This window comes from Corallococcus terminator (assembly GCF_049194865.1).
In the GTDB taxonomy this organism is placed as follows: domain Bacteria; phylum Myxococcota; class Myxococcia; order Myxococcales; family Myxococcaceae; genus Myxococcus; species Myxococcus terminator_A.
Genome location: NZ_JBLZWL010000057.1, coordinates 1 through 16,631, shown reverse-complemented (window position 1 = coordinate 16,631; position 16,631 = coordinate 1). Strand labels below are relative to the sequence as shown.

General features: G+C 70.0%; 17 protein-coding genes and 1 pseudogene. 10 read left to right on the top strand and 8 right to left on the bottom strand.

The window, feature by feature from the left end:
• The first annotated feature begins 6 nt into the window (after positions 1 to 6).
• From ACN469_RS18830 to ACN469_RS18815, 4 genes are all read left to right on the top strand, one after another.
• Positions 7 to 621, top strand: coding sequence for an RDD family protein (locus ACN469_RS18830; protein ID WP_498769968.1), 615 nt, complete (start codon positions 7 to 9; stop codon positions 619 to 621).
• Positions 606 to 2,843, top strand: coding sequence for a D-alanine--D-alanine ligase family protein (locus ACN469_RS18825; protein ID WP_498769833.1), 2,238 nt, complete (start codon positions 606 to 608; stop codon positions 2,841 to 2,843). The genes ACN469_RS18830 and ACN469_RS18825 overlap by 16 nt, the downstream gene beginning before the upstream one ends.
• Positions 2,844 to 3,002: 159 nt before the next feature.
• Positions 3,003 to 4,382, top strand: coding sequence for a DmpA family aminopeptidase (locus ACN469_RS18820; protein WP_498769831.1), 1,380 nt, complete (start codon positions 3,003 to 3,005; stop codon positions 4,380 to 4,382).
• 43 nt (positions 4,383 to 4,425) lie between these two features.
• Positions 4,426 to 4,542, top strand: coding sequence for an aminopeptidase (locus ACN469_RS18815; protein ID WP_141649535.1), 117 nt, complete (start codon positions 4,426 to 4,428; stop codon positions 4,540 to 4,542).
• Positions 4,543 to 4,570: 28 nt separating this feature from the next.
• Here the strand turns inward: ACN469_RS18815 and ACN469_RS18810 are convergent, their stop codons facing one another.
• Positions 4,571 to 5,044: a hypothetical protein gene (locus tag ACN469_RS18810; protein WP_498769830.1), complete on the bottom strand. Its 474-nt coding sequence runs from the start codon at positions 5,042 to 5,044 to the stop codon at positions 4,571 to 4,573.
• A 118-nt stretch (positions 5,045 to 5,162) separates the two neighbouring features.
• Here ACN469_RS18810 and ACN469_RS18805 point away from each other — a divergent pair, with 118 nt between their 5' ends.
• Both ACN469_RS18805 and ACN469_RS18800 read left to right on the top strand, forming a co-directional pair.
• Positions 5,163 to 6,314, top strand: coding sequence for an AI-2E family transporter (locus tag ACN469_RS18805; RefSeq protein WP_498769828.1), 1,152 nt, complete (start codon positions 5,163 to 5,165; stop codon positions 6,312 to 6,314).
• 59 nt (positions 6,315 to 6,373) lie between these two features.
• Positions 6,374 to 8,152 carry a hypothetical protein gene (locus tag ACN469_RS18800; protein WP_498769826.1) on the top strand — a complete coding sequence of 593 codons (1,779 nt, stop codon included), beginning with the start codon at positions 6,374 to 6,376 and terminating at the stop codon, positions 8,150 to 8,152.
• Here ACN469_RS18800 and ACN469_RS18795 read toward each other — a convergent pair.
• The 7 genes from ACN469_RS18795 to ACN469_RS18765 form a co-directional block, all read right to left on the bottom strand.
• Positions 8,136 to 8,966, bottom strand: coding sequence for a nucleotidyl transferase AbiEii/AbiGii toxin family protein (locus ACN469_RS18795; RefSeq protein ID WP_498769824.1), 831 nt, complete (start codon positions 8,964 to 8,966; stop codon positions 8,136 to 8,138). The genes ACN469_RS18800 and ACN469_RS18795 overlap by 17 nt on opposite strands.
• Positions 8,963 to 10,159 (bottom strand): non-canonical purine NTP pyrophosphatase, encoded by a 1,197-nt coding sequence (locus tag ACN469_RS18790; protein WP_498769822.1) that lies wholly within the window; start codon positions 10,157 to 10,159, stop codon positions 8,963 to 8,965. Before ACN469_RS18790 ends, ACN469_RS18795 begins: the two co-directional genes overlap by 4 nt.
• Complete coding sequence (locus ACN469_RS18785) at positions 10,156 to 10,917, bottom strand: RNA ligase family protein (protein ID WP_498769820.1); 762 nt, start codon at positions 10,915 to 10,917, stop codon at positions 10,156 to 10,158. Before ACN469_RS18785 ends, ACN469_RS18790 begins: the two co-directional genes overlap by 4 nt.
• A 37-nt stretch (positions 10,918 to 10,954) precedes the next feature.
• A complete protein-coding gene (locus ACN469_RS18780) occupies positions 10,955 to 11,284 on the bottom strand; it encodes a Carotenogenesis protein CarS (RefSeq protein WP_498769818.1) in 330 nt (109 codons plus the stop codon).
• Positions 11,281 to 11,946 (bottom strand): DUF1109 domain-containing protein, encoded by a 666-nt coding sequence (locus ACN469_RS18775; protein ID WP_498769816.1) that lies wholly within the window; start codon positions 11,944 to 11,946, stop codon positions 11,281 to 11,283. The genes ACN469_RS18780 and ACN469_RS18775 overlap by 4 nt, the downstream gene beginning before the upstream one ends.
• The gene (locus ACN469_RS18770) at positions 11,946 to 12,488 is read right to left on the bottom strand and encodes an RNA polymerase sigma factor (protein WP_498769966.1); all 543 of its coding nucleotides are present in this window, start codon (positions 12,486 to 12,488) and stop codon (positions 11,946 to 11,948) included. Before ACN469_RS18770 ends, ACN469_RS18775 begins: the two co-directional genes overlap by 1 nt.
• A 103-nt stretch (positions 12,489 to 12,591) precedes the next feature.
• On the bottom strand, positions 12,592 to 13,785 hold the full coding sequence (locus tag ACN469_RS18765; RefSeq protein WP_498769814.1) for a metallophosphoesterase: 1,194 nt from the start codon (positions 13,783 to 13,785) through the stop codon (positions 12,592 to 12,594).
• 169 nt (positions 13,786 to 13,954) lie between these two features.
• Between ACN469_RS18765 and ACN469_RS18760 the strand changes: the two genes are divergently transcribed.
• The 4 genes and pseudogenes from ACN469_RS18760 to ACN469_RS18745 form a co-directional block, all read left to right on the top strand.
• Entirely contained in the window at positions 13,955 to 14,449 is a 495-nt protein-coding gene (locus ACN469_RS18760; protein WP_498769812.1) for an FKBP-type peptidyl-prolyl cis-trans isomerase, read from the top strand.
• 139 nt (positions 14,450 to 14,588) lie between these two features.
• Entirely contained in the window at positions 14,589 to 15,785 is a 1,197-nt protein-coding gene (locus ACN469_RS18755; protein WP_498769810.1) for a cyclic nucleotide-binding domain-containing protein, read from the top strand.
• A gap of 99 nt (positions 15,786 to 15,884) precedes the next feature.
• Positions 15,885 to 16,364 carry a hypothetical protein gene (locus ACN469_RS18750; RefSeq protein WP_498769808.1) on the top strand — a complete coding sequence of 160 codons (480 nt, stop codon included), beginning with the start codon at positions 15,885 to 15,887 and terminating at the stop codon, positions 16,362 to 16,364.
• A 2-nt stretch (positions 16,365 to 16,366) separates the two neighbouring features.
• Positions 16,367 to 16,631: pseudogene (locus ACN469_RS18745) on the top strand (hypothetical protein); the annotation flags it as partial.

The following is a 16,631-nucleotide window of genomic DNA, read 5'->3' as shown; positions in this document are numbered from 1 at the left end:
ATCTTCATGGCCTCCGGCCGGGGTGGTGGGCGGGCGCTGCGGCTGGTGGTGGAGGACTCCGCCCCGGGCTCGCCGTACCCCAAGGCGTCGCTGTGGCTGCGGCTGGGCGCGCGCGTGGTGGACGTGGGCGTGGCCTGGGGCCTGTACGTGGTGTGTGGCGCGGCGGGCGCCGTCGTGGCGCTGCTGTTCCTCTTGCTCGCGGATGGGATGATTCAGGGCCAGAGCGTGGGCAAGCGCATCTTCGGCGTGAAGGTGATGCACCTGCCCACGCGTTCGGCGGCGCGCCACCGTGACAGCACGCTTCGCAACGCGCCGCTGGCGCTCATCGTCCTGCTGGGAATGATGCCGGTGCCGCTGGGCGCGGTGGCGGCGGTGGCGGGGCTGGTCGTCATCGGCGGCATCGAGGCGTGGCGCGTGGTGCGAGATCCGCTCGGCTGGCGGCTCGGCGACACCTGGGCGCAGACGCAAGTGGTGGATGGGAAGGTTGTGGCGGGCGCAACCGTTGCAGCCCGCGACCCCGTGGCGCATCAGCGTGCACCGGGAAGGCTCATGTCCGCGGCGAAGGTGCGCCGCGTTCGCTCGCTGAAGAAGAGAAGGGGGCTCCCGTGCGCATCGCGCTGACCCACAACCTGCGGCTGTCAGATTCGGAAGAGGAAGCGGAGTTCGATACCCAGGAGACGGTCAACGCGCTGGCCTCGGCGATTGAGCGGCTGGGGCACCGACTGGAGCGCTTCGAGGTGAGCGGGCCCGCCTCGCGCACCGTGGCGCGGCTGGAGGCGTACAGCCCCGACCTCATCTTCAACACCGCGGAAGGGCGCCGGGGCCGCTTCCGCGAGGCGTTCTATCCCGCGCTCTTCGACGAGCTGGGCTTCCCGTACACGGGCTCGGACGCGTACGCGCTGGCGGTGACGCTGGACAAGCAGCTCACCAAGCTCGTGCTGGCCAAGCAGGGCATCCGCACTCCGGGCTGGCAGTACGTGGAGAAGCTCAGCGAGCTGACGGCGGAGAACCTGCGCTTCCCCGTCATCGTGAAGCCCAACTTCGAGGGCTCCTCCAAGGGCATCACCCAGGACTCCATCGCGGAGACGCTGGACGAGGTGCGCGCCAAGGTGGGCATCGCGCTGGAGAAGTACCCCGCGGGCGTGCTGGTGGAGGAGTACATCTCCGGGCGCGACCTGACGGTGCCCTTCCTGGCGGCGGTGGACAACGACTATGACGGCGTCCTCACGCCGGTGGAGTACGTGGTGGACCCGGCCGTGACGGCGGGCCGCCGGTACGCCATCTACGACTACGAGCTGAAGACGAAGAAGGAGAGCGCGGTCAGCGTGCGCGCTCCGGCGAAGATTCCGCTCCGCACCGCGGAGGACGTCCGGAAGATGGCGCAGAAGATCTACCAGGCGCTCGACTGCCGGGACTTGGGCCGCATCGACTTCCGGCTCAGCGACGCGGGCGTGCCGTACTTCCTGGAGATCAACGCGCTGCCCAGCCTGGAGCCGGGCGCGGGCATCTACGCGTCGGCGGAGCTGGACGGCCTGCACCTGGACGGGGTCATCAACTCCATCATCCAGAGCGCGGCCAAGCGCTACAAGATCAAGGACTCCGCGCGGCGGCAGGGCAAGCCCGCTCGCAAGACGGGGCCCCTGCGCGTGGGCTTCACCTACAACGTCAAGCGCGTGAAGCCCATGGCCAACGCGGAGGCGGTGGAGGACAGCGAGGCGGAGTACGACTCGCCCAACACGCTGCAGGCCATCCGCGAGGCGATTGCGTCCTGGGGCCACGAGGTCATCGACCTGGAGGCCACCGCGGAGCTGCCCACGGTGCTGTCCAGCACGCCGTTGGACATCGTCTTCAACATCGCCGAGGGCTTCAAGGGCCGCAACCGCGAGAGCCAGGTGCCCGCGATGCTGGAGCTGCTGGACATCCCGTACACGGGGAGCGATCCGGCCACGCTCTCGATTGCCTTGGACAAGGCGCTGGCGAAGAAGATCGTCCGTCAGGCGGGCATCCTCACGCCCAACTTCCAGCTCATGGCCACGGGCAAGGAGCGGCTCAACAAGGAGTTCACCACCTTCCCGCTCATCGTGAAGCCGGTGGCGGAGGGCAGCTCCAAGGGCGTCGTCACCAAGAGCGTCTGCCACAGCGAGGCGGAGCTGCGCGAAGTGGTGCGTGAGATCGCCAGCAAGTACCAGCAGCCCGCGCTCATCGAGGAGTACATCGGCGGGCGTGAGTTCACCGTGGGCCTGCTCGGCGAGCGCCGCCCGCGCGTGCTGCCGCCCATGGAGATCGTCTTCCTGGACAAGGGCGAGAAGAACCCCGTCTACAGCTTCCAGCACAAGCTCGATTGGACGGACCGCATCCGCTACGACGCGCCCGCCAAGCTGGAGCCCGCGCTGCTGGAGAAGCTGCGCACCGCGGCGCGAAGCTCGTTCATGGCGCTGGGGTGCCGCGACGTCGCGCGCATCGACTTCCGCATGGACGACAAGGGGCGCATCTACTTCATCGAGTGCAACCCGCTGCCGGGCCTCACGCCGGGCTGGAGTGATTTGGTGCTCATCGCCCAGGGCGCGGGCATGGACTACCGCGCGCTCATCGGCGAAATCATGGCCCCCGCCATCCGCCGCTACAAGGAGCGCGAGGCGCGCCGCGCCGCCACCGAGCACGCCTCCACCGTGTCGCATCACCACCACAAGGGCCCCTCGCTGGACGAGGCCGGCGCCATCGTCCCGGCGACCGTCACTCCCGCTCCCCAAAACACGGCCGCGCCCGGTGGCAACAACGGCAATGGTGGCAACGGCACGACGGCGCCTGGCGACGCGCCTCCGCGCATCGAGGCCAAGGCCTGACGACGGCGTCCGAGCCCCGGAGGTTCGGGGCCTCGCGCATTCCCACGCGGCCCGCTCCCGTTCTCACGCGGGGCGAGGCCGCGTTCTCATTCGGGCGACTGAAGATATTACGCGTTCGGAGTGGTTGACGGTGGGTGATGGTCCGCTAGTGTGCCCGGCATGGTGCACATCCCCGAGTACAAGGGACCGCGGGTTCGCGCTCGCGAGCTGGGTCTTCCGTTGGGCCGCTTCAAGCCCGGGAAATACAACGCCATCACCGACGTGGAGGGCGTGCTGGTAGGCCATTGCACGCTCATCCAGGGCGAGGGCCCGCTGAGACCGGGCCACGGCCCGGTGCGCACGGGTGTGACGGCCATCATGCCCAACAAGGGCAACATCTTCATGGAGCGGATGACGGGCGGAGGCTTCGTGCTCAACGGCGCGGGCGAGGTCTCCGGCATGACGCAGTTGATGGAGTGGGGCCTCATCGAGACGCCCATCCTGCTCACCAACACCATGGCGGTGGGCGCGGTGTCGGACGGCGTGGCGCGCCACCTGGTGGAGCGCTACCCGGGCATCGGCGACGAGCACGACGTCATCATCCCCGTCGTCGGCGAGTGCGACGACTCCTGGCTCAACGACATCTCCGGCCGGCACGTGCGCGAGGAGCACGTCTTCGAGGCCATCCGCAACGCCGCCTCCGGCCCGGTGGCCGAGGGCAACGTGGGCGGCGGCACCGGCATGGTGACGTGCGACTTCAAGGGCGGCATCGGCACGTCCTCCCGCAAGCTGCCGGAGGTCCTGGGCGGCTACACGCTGGGCGTCCTGGTGATGTCCAACTTCGGGAAGATGCACAACCTGCGCGTGGGCGGCCTGCCCGTGGGTGAGGTGCTGGCGGAGAAGTTCAAGGGCGCGCCCACCCGGGGCAAGACGTACGGCTCCATCATCGCGGTGGTGGCCACGGACGCGCCGCTCTTGAGCCATCAAATCAACCGCTTGTGCAAGCGGGTGGGGCTGGGCATCGGCCGGGTGGGCAGCTACGCGGCGCACGGCTCGGGCGAGATTGTCGTGGGCTTCTCCACCGCGAACATCATCCCGCGGCGCACGCAGAAGATGGTCTACAAGCTCAAGCTCCTGCTGGATCAGCGGTTGGATCCGCTCTACGAGGCGGTGATGGAGGCCACCGAGGAGGCCATCCTCAACGCCATCTGCATGGCCACGTCCATGACGGGGGCCAACGGGAACCACTGCCCGGCGCTCCCCCTGGACGAGGTCCGCCGCTTCGTGGACGCCTGCAAGCCCATCTTCGCCTCGGTGAAGAAGCGGCCCCAGCAGAGCAGCGCCCCCGCCTCCCGGGAGAAGCCCACGGACGAGGACCGGGAGGGAGAGGTGACGGTGTCCACCGCCAGACCCACCCAGGTCCGGGGGGCGGAGGGGATTCCCTTCCCGACGCGGCCCGCCCCGGAGGTAGAACCCGGGGGGGGCCCTGGGGCCGAGCAGGCCCCTTCCCAGCCTTCGGAGGGTTCCTCTTCCGGCGGCCCCTCTGGTTCTGATAGTTAAGCGCCTCTTTTCACGCCTCCACACCGGAGCACAGGAGTCAACGATGGCCCGCAGCAAGAGCAAGCACCGCCGCGTGCAGATGAAGATCAAGCAGGCCTGGAAGAAGCGGGCCAAGAAGAACAAGGCCGAAGCGAAGGCCGCCGAGAGCAAGAAGAAGTAGGGCCGTCCTCCGTTGGCGGCCCGTGGCGCTACTCCCGGGTCGCCGAGAACGGAGTGACGAGGCTGCACCGCTGGGGCGCGGTTCCGCTCGGGCGAGAGTAGTTGCCGGTATACGTCCCATCGATTCGCGCCGTGCCGCCGTCCCCTACGGGGGACGTGTAGCGACCGGCGAGGCTCAGGGTGTCGTTCCTCCCTCCGTCCTGGGCCCCGCCCATGGAGCCGGCGAGGGTGAACGAGCCCTCCGCGGACACGTTCCCCAGGAGTCCCACTCCCTCCAGGTTGCCGATGAGGCGGTCTCCGGAGCGGTTGATGTCCAGCGGCCTGCCCCGGGGCAGCTCCACGCCCAGGTTGGCGCAGTCGGCCGGGACGCCGCCGTCGCCGAAGGCCATCCGGTAGCGACCTTCCAGCGCGGGACAGTCGGTGCAGGGGGCCGCGCCATCTCCACAACCCGGGGCGCCCAGTCCCAGGGCGAGGGCCAGCGCCGCGACGCCGGTCAGGGTCAAACGTCCAGAATACAGGGTCGGTGTTTTCATATTGGGGGCTGTCGGACTTCCCGTCGGGAAGGGCGATTCCTAGGTTGGGGGTGGTCGGTGGGCTCGTCGGGCGGGGTGGGGTGGGGCGGTGGCTGATTCGCGGCGGTGGTCGAACTACGTGTTCGCGGCGCTGTTTGCGCTCGCGCTGATTCTGTTCTCCAGGATTCTGTTGCCGTTCCTGATGCCCGTGTTGCTGGGCGGCTTCCTGGTCGTCCTCTTCATGCCGGTGCAGGACTACCTGTGCCAGAAGCTGCGGGGCCGCAAGCCCCTGTGCGCCGGGGTGTCCACCCTCACGGTGTTCTTCCTCATCCTCGCGCCGCTGGCGCTGGTGGGGTGGATGGTGGCGCGCGAGGTGTTCCAGTTCGTGGGGCAGGCGCAGGACCTGTTGGAGCGGGTGGACCTGCGCCACCAGTTCGCGTCCAGTCTGCCTCGGGGCTTGAGCCGTTACATCCGCCTGGACTTGGAGAGCGCGGAGACGGAGCGCTCGCTGATGGCGGCGGTGACGGGCGGCGCGGCGCTCCTGAAGGACCTGGTGGGCGCGGGCACGGAGCTGGTCATCAACATGTTCCTGATGACCGTGGCCATGTACTACTTCTTCCTGGATGGCCGCCGGCTGGTGGCGGAAGTCACGCGGTTGATTCCGCTGGACCGCCGCTACTTCGACGCCTTCTCTCGCGAGTTCACCGACGTCGCCTACGCGATTGTCTACGGCAACACCATCACCGCCATCATCCAGGGCGCGGTGGGCTTCGTGGGCCTGCTCATCGCCGGGGTGCCGCACGCCGGGGTGTGGGGCGCGGCCATGGTGCTGGTGGCGCTGGTGCCGGTGGGCGGTACGGCGCTGGTGTGGGGCCCCATCGGCGCGGTGCTCATCGCGGTGGGCCAGGTGAGCGAGGGCATCTTCCTGCTGGCCTGGGGCGCGTTCCTCGTGGGGAGCATCGACAACGTCATCCGTCCCCGGCTGTGCGGCTCGCGCATGGCGCTGCACCCCCTGCTCGTCTTCCTGTCGATGTTCGGCGGGCTGGCGGTGTTCGGGATGATGGGCCTGCTGGTGGGGCCGCTCATCGCCTCCATCTTCATGGCCATGGTGCGCATCTACCGGCGCGACTTCCTGGGCATCGGCCGCGCGCAGTACGTCGCGGAGGTGGAGCGCTCGGAGGAGGCTGAAAGGATGGACTCGGAGCGTCCCCCCGTGTCCGCCCAGTCGGTGGTGGGTGCCCCGGCGCACCTCAACGCCTGACCGGACGGCCGGGCAAGCCTGGACTTCGCGTGCGGGGTGGGTGAACCTTCCACTCCTGAATGATGAACACCCAACACGCGATGGTTCGCTGGGGCCTGGTGCTCTTCGTGGCGGTGGCGCTGGCCTCTCCGGAGGCGTCGGCGCAGGTCGTCAAGAGGAAGCGCGCGGCTCCGGCCCAGGTGGTGGCGCCCAAGGCGAAGGCAAAGCCCAAGGCCGTCAAGACGCGAAAGGCGGCCGCGGCGAAGGCGCCCAAGGAGGAGCCCAAGCGCGTCGTCGTGCTGACGGTGGAGGGTGATCGCGGCGGGAAGGTGCGCGGACAGCTCGAGTCCGCCCTGCGCCGCTCGAAGCAGGTGAAGGTCCAGTCGCTCAAGCAGTACGCGACGCTGGCGAAGAAGGACGGACTGAAGGGCGCCGCCCTCTTCACGGACCAGGGCTTGGTCGCCGTGGCGCCGAGGATGAAGCTGGACGCGGCCGTCACTGGCACGATGGGCCCCTCGGGCCTGGCGGTGCGCGTGCTGGACGCGAGCGGCGCCGTGCTGGGTGAGCAGGATGTGAAGCTGACGAAGGGCAAGCTGTCCTCGGCCGATGCGAAGAGCGCGGTGCTCGCCGTCGTGGAGGCGCTGTCGGGCCCGCCGCGCGCCTTCGAGCCGCCCAACGTCACGCCCACCGAGCCGATGACGCCCGCCGAGCCGGTGGCACCTCCGCCCGTCGTGGCCGAGGCCCCGCCGCCGAAGCCGCCCACGAAGCTCGAGGAGGCCCCACTGGAGGCCCCCAAGCCCGTGGAGCCCGCGCCCGTGGCGGAGCGGCCCATCGAGTCGCCGAAGCCGCTTCCCCCGGCGGAGCGCCCCGCGAAGGTGCCCGAGAAGAAGCAGGAGGCCCTCGCCATCGGGCCGCAGCCGACGGACGGGCCGCCGCCCATGGACGAGGACCCGGAGTCCCACACCACCACGGATCCATTCCTGGAGGTGGCGCTGGATACCGGCTCGGGCGGCACCGTGGGCAAGGAGCCCGTGCGTCCTCCGCTGGCCCGGCTCACGCTGGGCGGTACGACGACGTGGCGCAAGTACTGCGCGCGTCCGGGCGTGAAGTCCTGTGACGAGTTTGATCGCAAGAGCGAGGACGAGCAGCTCGGAGACCGCTCTGACTACGAGTCGTCGGTGCCGTACCTGGGCATCTCCGCGGAGCTGGAGCTGCTGCCGCTGGCCCGACACACCTCACCCCTGCGAGGCCTGGGCGCGGTGCTGGGCTACCGACGTGGATACGCGTCCACGAACGTGACGCTGTTCAACGACGCGGGACAGTCCGTCACGCGCGAGGTGGTGGCCACCGACTCGGTGCTCACCGCGCAGGCGATGTATCGCTACTACTTCGGCCTGGGCTCGTCGCATCAGCTGCTCGGCTACGCGGGTGCTCGCGCGGGCCTGATGACGCGCTCCTTCGACGTGGACGAGTCCGCGGACAGCCCGCTGGCCGGCACCCACCGCCTGTACCCCGCGGTGGGCCTGGAGGTGTCGGTGCCGCTGATTCGTCAGGTGCGCCTGGAGGCGGCGGGGCAGTTCTTCATCAGCCCGAAGCCGGGCCAGGGCTTCGACGACGAGGGCGGCGCGTTGGACCTGGAAGTGAGTGACTACGGTACCTCGGTGTCGACGTTCGGCTGGGAAGCGGAGCTGGGCGTGGCCGGCGAGCTGTGGGGCCCGTTCGGCTACCAGGTGCGCTTCAAGGTGTCGCGCTACAAGGACACCTTCAGCGGCCCCGGCACGCGCACGGGCTGGGACAACGGCGGCGTGGCCGAGGACACGTACTCCAGCATCCACTGGGGCATCACCGCGTCGTACTGACGCGGCGGGTGGCTTCGGCGCGCGAGGGCGGAAGCGCTCGCGCCACCTCCCACACGGGGCGCAGCGCCTGGGCGACGGCCGTCACCACCTCGGCCAGGTGCTCGGGGCGCCCCTCCGGTTCACTGGCCCGGTAGCGCGCCCACTTCTCCAGGCTCCACGGGCTGCGGCCGAACTCGTCGCTGACGAGCCGCTCCATCACCTCCAGCGAGTCTCCGCGCGCGTCGAAGGCGAGCCGCAGCGCGCGAGGCACCAGCTCCGCCTCCAGGGGCGCGTACCGCGTGAGGAGGTAAGCGTCGAAGAGGTCCTTCGGTCGGAAGCGGCCCTTGCCGCGCTCGAAGAGGCCGTGCACCTTCCACGCGAGCAGCGTCTCCGGACGACAGGCGAGGATTCGCGCGGGGGCCCCGTCCGAGGACGCGTAGTCGATCCACGTGGCGGGCGGGTCCATCGGGTCGCCGAAGCCCAGGTCGACGCGCAGCTCGAAGGCGGACTCCACCCCGGGCAGCAGCGTCTCCACGTGGAGGCGCACGCCGGGGAACTCCGTCTCCTCCCAGATGACCTCGGAGCGCAGGGCGCCGAAGGTGAAGCCATCCCCCGCGTCGTCGCGCAGCAGTCGCTCCATCCGGTCGACGCTCTCACGCGCGTCGAAGGGGACGCGCGCGAGGAAGTCCAGGTCCTCGACGGGGCGAGGGACCGGGCCACTCCAAAGGCGCATCAGCAGTCCGCCCCGGAGGATGAGCGTGGAGGCGTCGGGCGAGCGCGCGAGGCGGCGCAGGACGGCGACTCCCGCGCGCAGGGGCAGGGAGTGCGCGCTCATGGCGCGGCCTCCAGCCACCCCCGGTCCAGGCCGAGGTTGGAGTCGTAGACGGTGAACTCGCGCAGCCGCTGCGTCAGCGTCAGGCCCAGCCCGGCGAGGTCCTCCAGCAGCGCATTGAAGTGCGCGTCGGCGTTCGCCTTGCCCAGGTGGTAGACGCGGAGCGTGACGAAGCGCTCACTGGCGCCGTCCTCGCGAATCTTCCGCGCGTTGCGAGACAGGTGGGCGCCGTGCCGCGTGCAGCGGGCTTGCAGTGCCTCCAGGCCCTCGCCGCTCGCGGGAATCAGGGCCTTCACGTGGAACTCGAAGTAGTTGGCGGGCTGGGCGCGCGCAGTCTCATCGTCCTCGGGCATGTCGCGGTTCTTCCCGAGGGCCTCCAGTTTCATGCGTGTCACGTCGAAGCCCTGGCTCGCGAGCGAGCGCGCCATGCCCCTCACTTCCTCCAGCGCCTGTCGGAGCGTGCCGTGGTGATAGGAGGCCGTCATGGGCTGGAAGGGCTCGGCGCCTCGGCCCAGCTCGATGAAGATGCACTTCACCGAGGCCGCGTCGCAGAACGCGCGGAAGCGCTGGAGGTCCTCCTCGGTGCGGGCGGAGACGGTGAGGTGGGCCTCGTAGGCGCCACCGGGCGAGGCGATGCGCAGTCGGTCGGCCAGCTCCAGGTAGGGGCGGTGGCGCATGTTGAGGAAGAACTTGTTGCGCGCCATCTCCCCGAGCGTGCGCTGGTAGCCGTCCGGCAGCCACGCGCGGTCCCAGCCATAGCCACCGTCGCCCCGGGGCTCGGCGAGCAGCATGCCCTCGATGGCGTCCTCGAAGAGGGAGACGCGGTCCGCGTGGCCATCCTCGGAGAAGGCCACGGCCACGCGGGTGCGGCCCCGACGGCCGCCGTTCTTCGCGAGGAAGGGGCGCTCGCCGAGAGCCTGCAGCTCCTTCTTGAAGCGGGCGCCGGTGAAGGCCTCGCCGTCGTCCAGCTCCAGCGCGGTGGTCTCCACGAAGCACGGCACGCCGAGCTGGGCATGGGCGGCCAGCACCTTGCGCTTCGCGATGGTGGCGAGGTCCAGCGGGGCGCAAGTGCCATCCTCCGCCGAGGTGAGGCCGGGCAGGGCCAGCTTCTTCGAGGTGATGTCGAGGCCCGCCAGCAGGCGGGAGACCTCGTCGGCCTTGTGTTGGTTACCGGTGACGAAGAGGGCCCGAGTCACGGGAGCACTTCCTTGGATGGGAGCGCCGCGGGGCGCCAGTTCCAGATGGCGGGGCGCCCCGTGTTCTCCGGCAGCAGGCTCCCGTCCACCTTGTCGCGACGGACATACTTGGTCAGCAGCTCCACCCTGACACCCTCGGCCTCCTGGCGCTCGAGCCGCCACACGGCCCCTTCGACGGTGTCCAGCGCATGGTGGAAACCGCCCTCGGGCAGGCGCGCCATGGCGGAGTCGATGTCCAGCGGTCCGCCCTCGTGGATGACGCCCGGGGTGGTGAACCCGCCCGCGTGGACGCGAGAGGTGAGCTGGGCCCAGGGCAGGCGCGTACCCTGGTGCATCAGGTCGAAGGCGACGAAGGGCTCGTGGGTGAGCGCATACCGGGTGCCGTGCGCGAGCGCGAGCCACTCTCCCACGAGCCACTCGCCAGGTTGGAGCACGGCCCGGAAGCGCTCTGCGTGGGTGGCGACCCATTCCGACCAGAGCTGACGGGCTGCATTGGGAGAGCGGGCGGCGAGCCGGCCCTCGCGGCCCAGGGCGACGACGTCGTCTCCCAGTCGGGCGGCGGCGACACAGGAGCCGTCCAGCTTCTCCAGGACGATGACGTGGTCTCTTGCGTCGCGTGTGCGCTCGGTGCAGATGCGCGCCAGTGCGAGCGACAGGTGCTTGTCCGCCGGTCCGGTGCGTGAGCCGGGCAGATGCGGAATCGAGCCGTAGGCCTTTCGGCCCAGCGGGCGCGGAGTGTCGTCGAGGGAGGTCACCACTCGCGGATTATGCCCGCTGCCTCGGACAGGGTGCGGGCTACTGCACGCGATGCACTCCCGCCGGGACGTGCTCCCGGTCCTCGGCGCGCTGGCGCGAGAGGCGCTGACGCACCCAGGGAGCCTCCAGCTCGTCGGGGAAGAAGAGGTCTTCACCCAGCCCTTCGACGCGCACCTGGATGAGCGGGTCCGCGGGGTACTGGATGCCCGGGTCGTCGTAGACGAGCGCCACGACGACGCCGGTGCGACCGAGGAAGCCTGGGGTGATGGTGCCGTCCGACGACGCGCTGACGACCGTGACGTGCTCTCCGATTCGCACCGGTGCTCCGTCCACGTCAGTGCTCACGATGAGAGAGGGGTCCAGGGTCATGGGGCGTAGGAGCGGGGTTTGAGGGAGCGAGACATGACGAGGGCCACCCCACAGATGAGCGCCCACGCGAACAGGTGGTAGCCGGCGACGTGGCGCCAGTCCTGTTCGCACGCCAGCTCACCGACGAAGGCGCCTGTCGTGCCAACGGACAGACCGGCGCTCAGGGCGCGCAGGGGCTGGAAGGCCGCGCCGCGCAGCATCCACAGCGCCACCACGAGCGGCACGGCGCCCACGGCCAGGTGGCTCACCGTGCACACCCAGGCTGGCAGGGATGGCGTCGTGCTGGGGGAGCCCCGCGCGAGCACCAGCGTCGCCGCGCAGGCCATGGCCAGCCCCACGCCGGCTCGACGCAGGCCGCGACCGCGCGGAGACAGCGCGCCCCAGGCACAGACCGCGCTGGTGATGAGCAACAGCACCAGCAGGGGGACGCGCGCCAGCATCGCCGGAAGCGTGAGCGCGCCGACGGCCAACATGACGACCGCCACCAGCACGGCGAGCCCACCCGAGGAGGCCATCAGCCAGACGGCTTGCGTGCGCCAGCGCCGCACCGGCTCGTGCAGGGCCAGCTCTCCACGTGCGCTCGCGAGGGCACGCTCGAGCGCGCTGCCCTCCGTGGGTGGTGTGTCCTTGAGCAGGGCGTCGATGTCGATGGGCGTCTTCATCACGCCTCTCCCAGCCCGCTGAGCAGCTCACGGAGCTTCTCGTAGCCCCGATGTGCCCGCAGTCGCGCCGCGCCCGCGCTGATGCCCCGGAGCGCGGCGATCTCCTCGAACGACCAGCCTTCCACCTTGCTGAGCACCACGGCCTCACGGTGGTCGGGGGGAAGACTCTGTAGCGCGTCCAGCAGGTGACGTCGGAGGGCGGGGTCCCCGGAGGGTGGGGGCGCCGATGTGGGGGCGCCTGTGCCCTCGCCCGAGGAGTAGGACTCCACATGCTGGCGATGACGCAAGGTGTCTCGCGCGGCGTTGGCGGCGATGGTCATCAGCCAGGGGATGAAGCGGGTTCCGGGCTCGTAGCGCCCCCGGGCTCGGATGACGGACAGGAAGGTGGTCTGCAAGAGGTCCTCGGCGAGCGGGCCGTCGCGAACCATGCGCGTCAGAAAGCCCTGCACGCGGCCGGAGTGCCGCGCGAAGAGGGCCTCGAAGGCGTCTGGTGCTCCGTCGCAGAACCGTTCCATGAGCTCTTCGTCCGAGGGACTCCCCATCACCCGGCTCATGGACGGCCCGCCCTGAAATGTGTTTCCAGCATGGAGCGCGCGCGCCCCACGCCACCCAACCCGGCGGAATCACGGACGATGCCGAGCGCGCTCACCCGGGCTGAAGCACCAGCCGAGCGATCTCCGGCGGAGCGCCCACGCGCATCGGCGGCCCGACGAAACCACAGCCCCGGCTGACATAGAGATGGGAGTCGCCCGTGCGGCTGAGGCCCGCGTTGTGTTGTCCCCAGATGAGGTCGCCCATGAGGTTGCCAGGGAACATCTGCCCGCCGTGGGTATGGCCGGAGATCTGGAGGCCCACGCCGCGCCGGGCGACCTCGTCGAAGTTGGACGGCTGATGCGCCAGGAGGACGGAGGCCCGGTCCGGGCTCACGCCGCGCAGCGCCGCGTCCAGGTCGTACCCAGGCTCGCCCATCCGCGCCGCGCTCCAGTCGTCCACTCCCGCCAGGGTGAAGGACGCACCCGTGTCGCCGATGGCCACGGCGCGGTTGCGCAGCACGGTGATGCCCAGTCTCTCCAGGTAGGCCACCCATGACGATGCGCCAGAATAGTAGTCATGGTTGCCCGTGACGAAGAACACACCGTGACGGGCACGCAGCGCGCCGAAGCCGGCGACGTACGCCCCCAGGCTCTCGACAGAGCCATCCACCAGGTCACCTGTGATCGCGATGAGGTCCGGCTTGAGGGCGTTGGTGCGCGCCACCAACTCGTCCACGAAGTGGCGCTGGAGGACGTCTCCGACGTGGATGTCGGTGAGCTGCACCAGGGAGAACCCGTCCATTGCTCGGGGGAGCCGGGGCAGGCGCACGGGGATGTCGCGCACGTCGGGCGGGTGGAAGGCGCGCCACGCGCCGAAGGTGCTCACGCTGGCGCCCGCGAGCCCCGCGCCCATGGCCAGTCCACCGGTGAGGATGGCTCGGCGCTCGGGGGAGGGCGGTTGTGAGGGCTGCTCGGGAGGCGGCGCGGTGCGTCGAGCGCGCCATTGCACGGCGCGCTGGACGAGCTCCACGGCCAGCGTGAACAGGAGCACGTAGAGCACCAGCCCCATCCACACGAGCAGGCCGATTCCCACGATTCGCACGAACTCGGAGGGGAACAGGGAGCCGAGGACCCGGAAGCCGACGGCCCCCAGGAACCCGAAGCCGAACACGGCCTGGGCGCCGAGGCGCAGCCCGCGTCGTGTCGTCTGATCTCGGACGAGCCGGCGGTAGAGGTAGACGTGCGCGGTCGCCAGCACAGTGAGGACCGGGACGAAGAACAGGAGGAGGCTGAGCCAGCGTGGCATCGCGCTCCTGAATATCGGAAGCGTGCGGGTGGCGCCCGTGCATTTCACTCCGGGGTGTTGCCCCAGTCGGCGGGCAGGCGGTCACGCTTCTGCTTTCGCGAGGCGGCGCTCCGGGGCAGGCTGGGGGCTCGTTCATCGCCGGACTCCGGCACTCCTCCCAAGGACCCCCATGTTTCGCTCCCTGCTGCTCTGCGCCCTGCTCATTCCCCTGATGGGCTGTGGAAGCGACGACACCAACACGCCGCCGCCTTCGGAGGGCAACCCGGAGAATGGCGACCCCACCAAGGTGACGTACGCGGAGAGCCTGAACGTGCACCTGGCGGAGATGACCCTCCTGTCGAGCGGCCTCTATCTCCAGGACATCGGAGAGCCGGGCACGGGCGACGCGGCCACCGCGGGCATGCGCGTCTACGTGCACTACACGGGCTGGTTGCCGGACGGGAAGAAGTTCGACTCGTCGGCGGGCAGGTCCCCCATCGACTTCATCCTGGGCCAGGGGCGGGTCATCGAGGGGTGGGATCAGGGCATCGCGGGCATGCGCGTGGGCGGCAAGCGGCGCCTCGTCATTCCGTCCGAGCTCGGTTACGGGGCGCAGGGCAGCTCCGGGGCCATTCCGCCGTACTCGGTGCTCGTCTTCGACACGGAGCTCATTCTCGTCCGCTGAGGTGGCCTTCCCTCGTCGTCCTGGCCTCTCCGAGACCCCGTGAGGGGTGATATAGGCGGCGCACGTCTGCCGGGACGTCGGGGCCCTCGGGTAGGGTCTCCGATGTGGGGGTTTCATCTCCCGGCCAGGGGGACGCGCAATGTCAGGGTCCGAGTCGGAAGTGCCCGAGTCGAGCGGGGAAAAAGCCGGTGCCGAGGGAACGCTCCAGGCGCTGCAGTCCCTGATGGGGTTGGAGTCGGCCGCGACGGCCGCCAGGCTCTACGAGGAGCTGGGCTCCGCGCAGCGGGAGCGCCTGCAGCGCGACGCGGCGGCGACGCCTCCAGAGGTGCGCCAGCGGTTGGCGGAGGTGCTGCGGTGGGCGCGGGACTTCTCCGGCGCCGCGCGGCTCCTGGCGGGCTGCGGCGAGGATGCGAAGATGGCGTCGCTCTACGTCCAGGGCGGCCAGTACGTGGACGCGGCGGAGGCCTTCCTGCGCGCGGGCGAAGCGGACCGGGCCGCCGCCGCCTTCGAGCGCGGTGGCGCGCTGGAGCGGGCGCTGGACGTGTACCGGGGCCTGGGCTCGCGTGAGCCGGTGGCGCAGTGCCTGGTCCGCCTGGGTCGTCCCTTCGAGGCGGCGCTCATCTACCGCGAGCTGGGTCAGCCCCACGCGGAGGTGGAGGCGCTGGGCAGCGTGCCGGCGGGGGATGGGCGGCACGTGGAGTCGGTGCTGCGCATGTGCATGTTGTTGGACGCGGAGGGCTTCACGCGCCGGGCGCTGGCGCTGCTCGCGGACACGATGCGGGGCTCCGAGGTCGCGCGTGCCGACCCCGCGCTGGCCGCGGAGAAGGCGCGCCTCTTGCGTCGCATGGGCATGGACGCGGAGGCGGAGGCGGTCATCGCGAAGCTGCCTTCGCAGAGCGCGTCGCCCGAGGCCAACGGCTACGGGTACCTCAAGGCGATCCCCATCTTCGGCGAGCTGTCGCTGGACGACATGAAGGACCTGTATCGAGTGGCGCGACAAGTGCTCATCCCCGCGGGCGCGGTGGTGCTGGAGAAGGGCGCCGCGGGCGTGGGCCTCTTCGTGTTGCTGGAGGGCACGGTGGATGTGTTCAGCGGCACGGAGGAGGACGCGCGCCGGCTCAACACGCTCGGGCCCGGGGCGTATCTGGGAGAAATCTCGCTGGTCCAGGACGCGCCCGTGTCCGCGCGCGTCAAGGCTCGTACGTCCGTGCGCGCGCTGCGCATCACCCGTGCTGGCTTCCAGCACTACCTGGACACGCACGAGGCCGCCGCGCTGCGCATCTACCGCCTCTTCACCCAGAACCTCGCCGCGCGCGTACGGGCTCTCAGTGCCTGAGACACACCTCCGTCGGTAGGGTTGAATTCGGCCAATCTTGCGTCAGGAGCCGGACACTTCGAAACTCGCGGATGTCGTTATCTCAAGGAGAAGCTCCGCATGTCTTCGAAGTTCGCGTTCGCCGCCGTGGCCCTGCTGTCGCTGTCCGCTTTCGCCGAGGAGGACCTGAAGCCCGCGCAGGAGGAGGCCAAGGCCGCCTTCGAGGAGCAGACCTCCGCGGTGTTGCAGGCGGCCAACGACAAGTGCGGCACGAAGCTCGCCGTGAAGACGGACTTCCAGAACTTCAAGACGGAAGACTGGCCGAACACGAGCTTCAGTTCGTACTGTGAAGGGGCGATCAACGCGGTGACGGCGATGTGTGAGCGCCCCGCGTACAAGAAGGCCATCGCGAAGAAGGTCACCGGCGTGTCGTGCCTGTTCGGCGGCGTGAAGCCCGCGGACAAGAAGGACACCAGCACCAACGGGGCGACGCTGCGGAACATCTCGCTGGAGAAGGGCACGCTCACGTACCACATGTCGAGGGACCACGTGAACATCGAGGACAACATCAAGGCCGCGCTCGAGAAGGCGCTGAACTGAGCATGGCGCGGAGGCTGGCGGTGATGTTCGCGCTGCTCCTGGCTCCTGTGGCCCTGGCGGCGGAGGCCCTGTCGCTCAAGGTCTACCAGGGCAAGGATGGACAGACGTTGGAGGTCGTCATGCTGGCTCCTCGCGAGTCGGCGGAGGCGGTGCTCCAGCTTCGCGGCGCCGACTCCGAACATGACGGCCTCGCGGTGCGCTGCAAGGTGCGGAGCACCCGAGCCGGTGCCGACCATGTGGCCCGTCATCGTGGCTCGGACTGGGTGT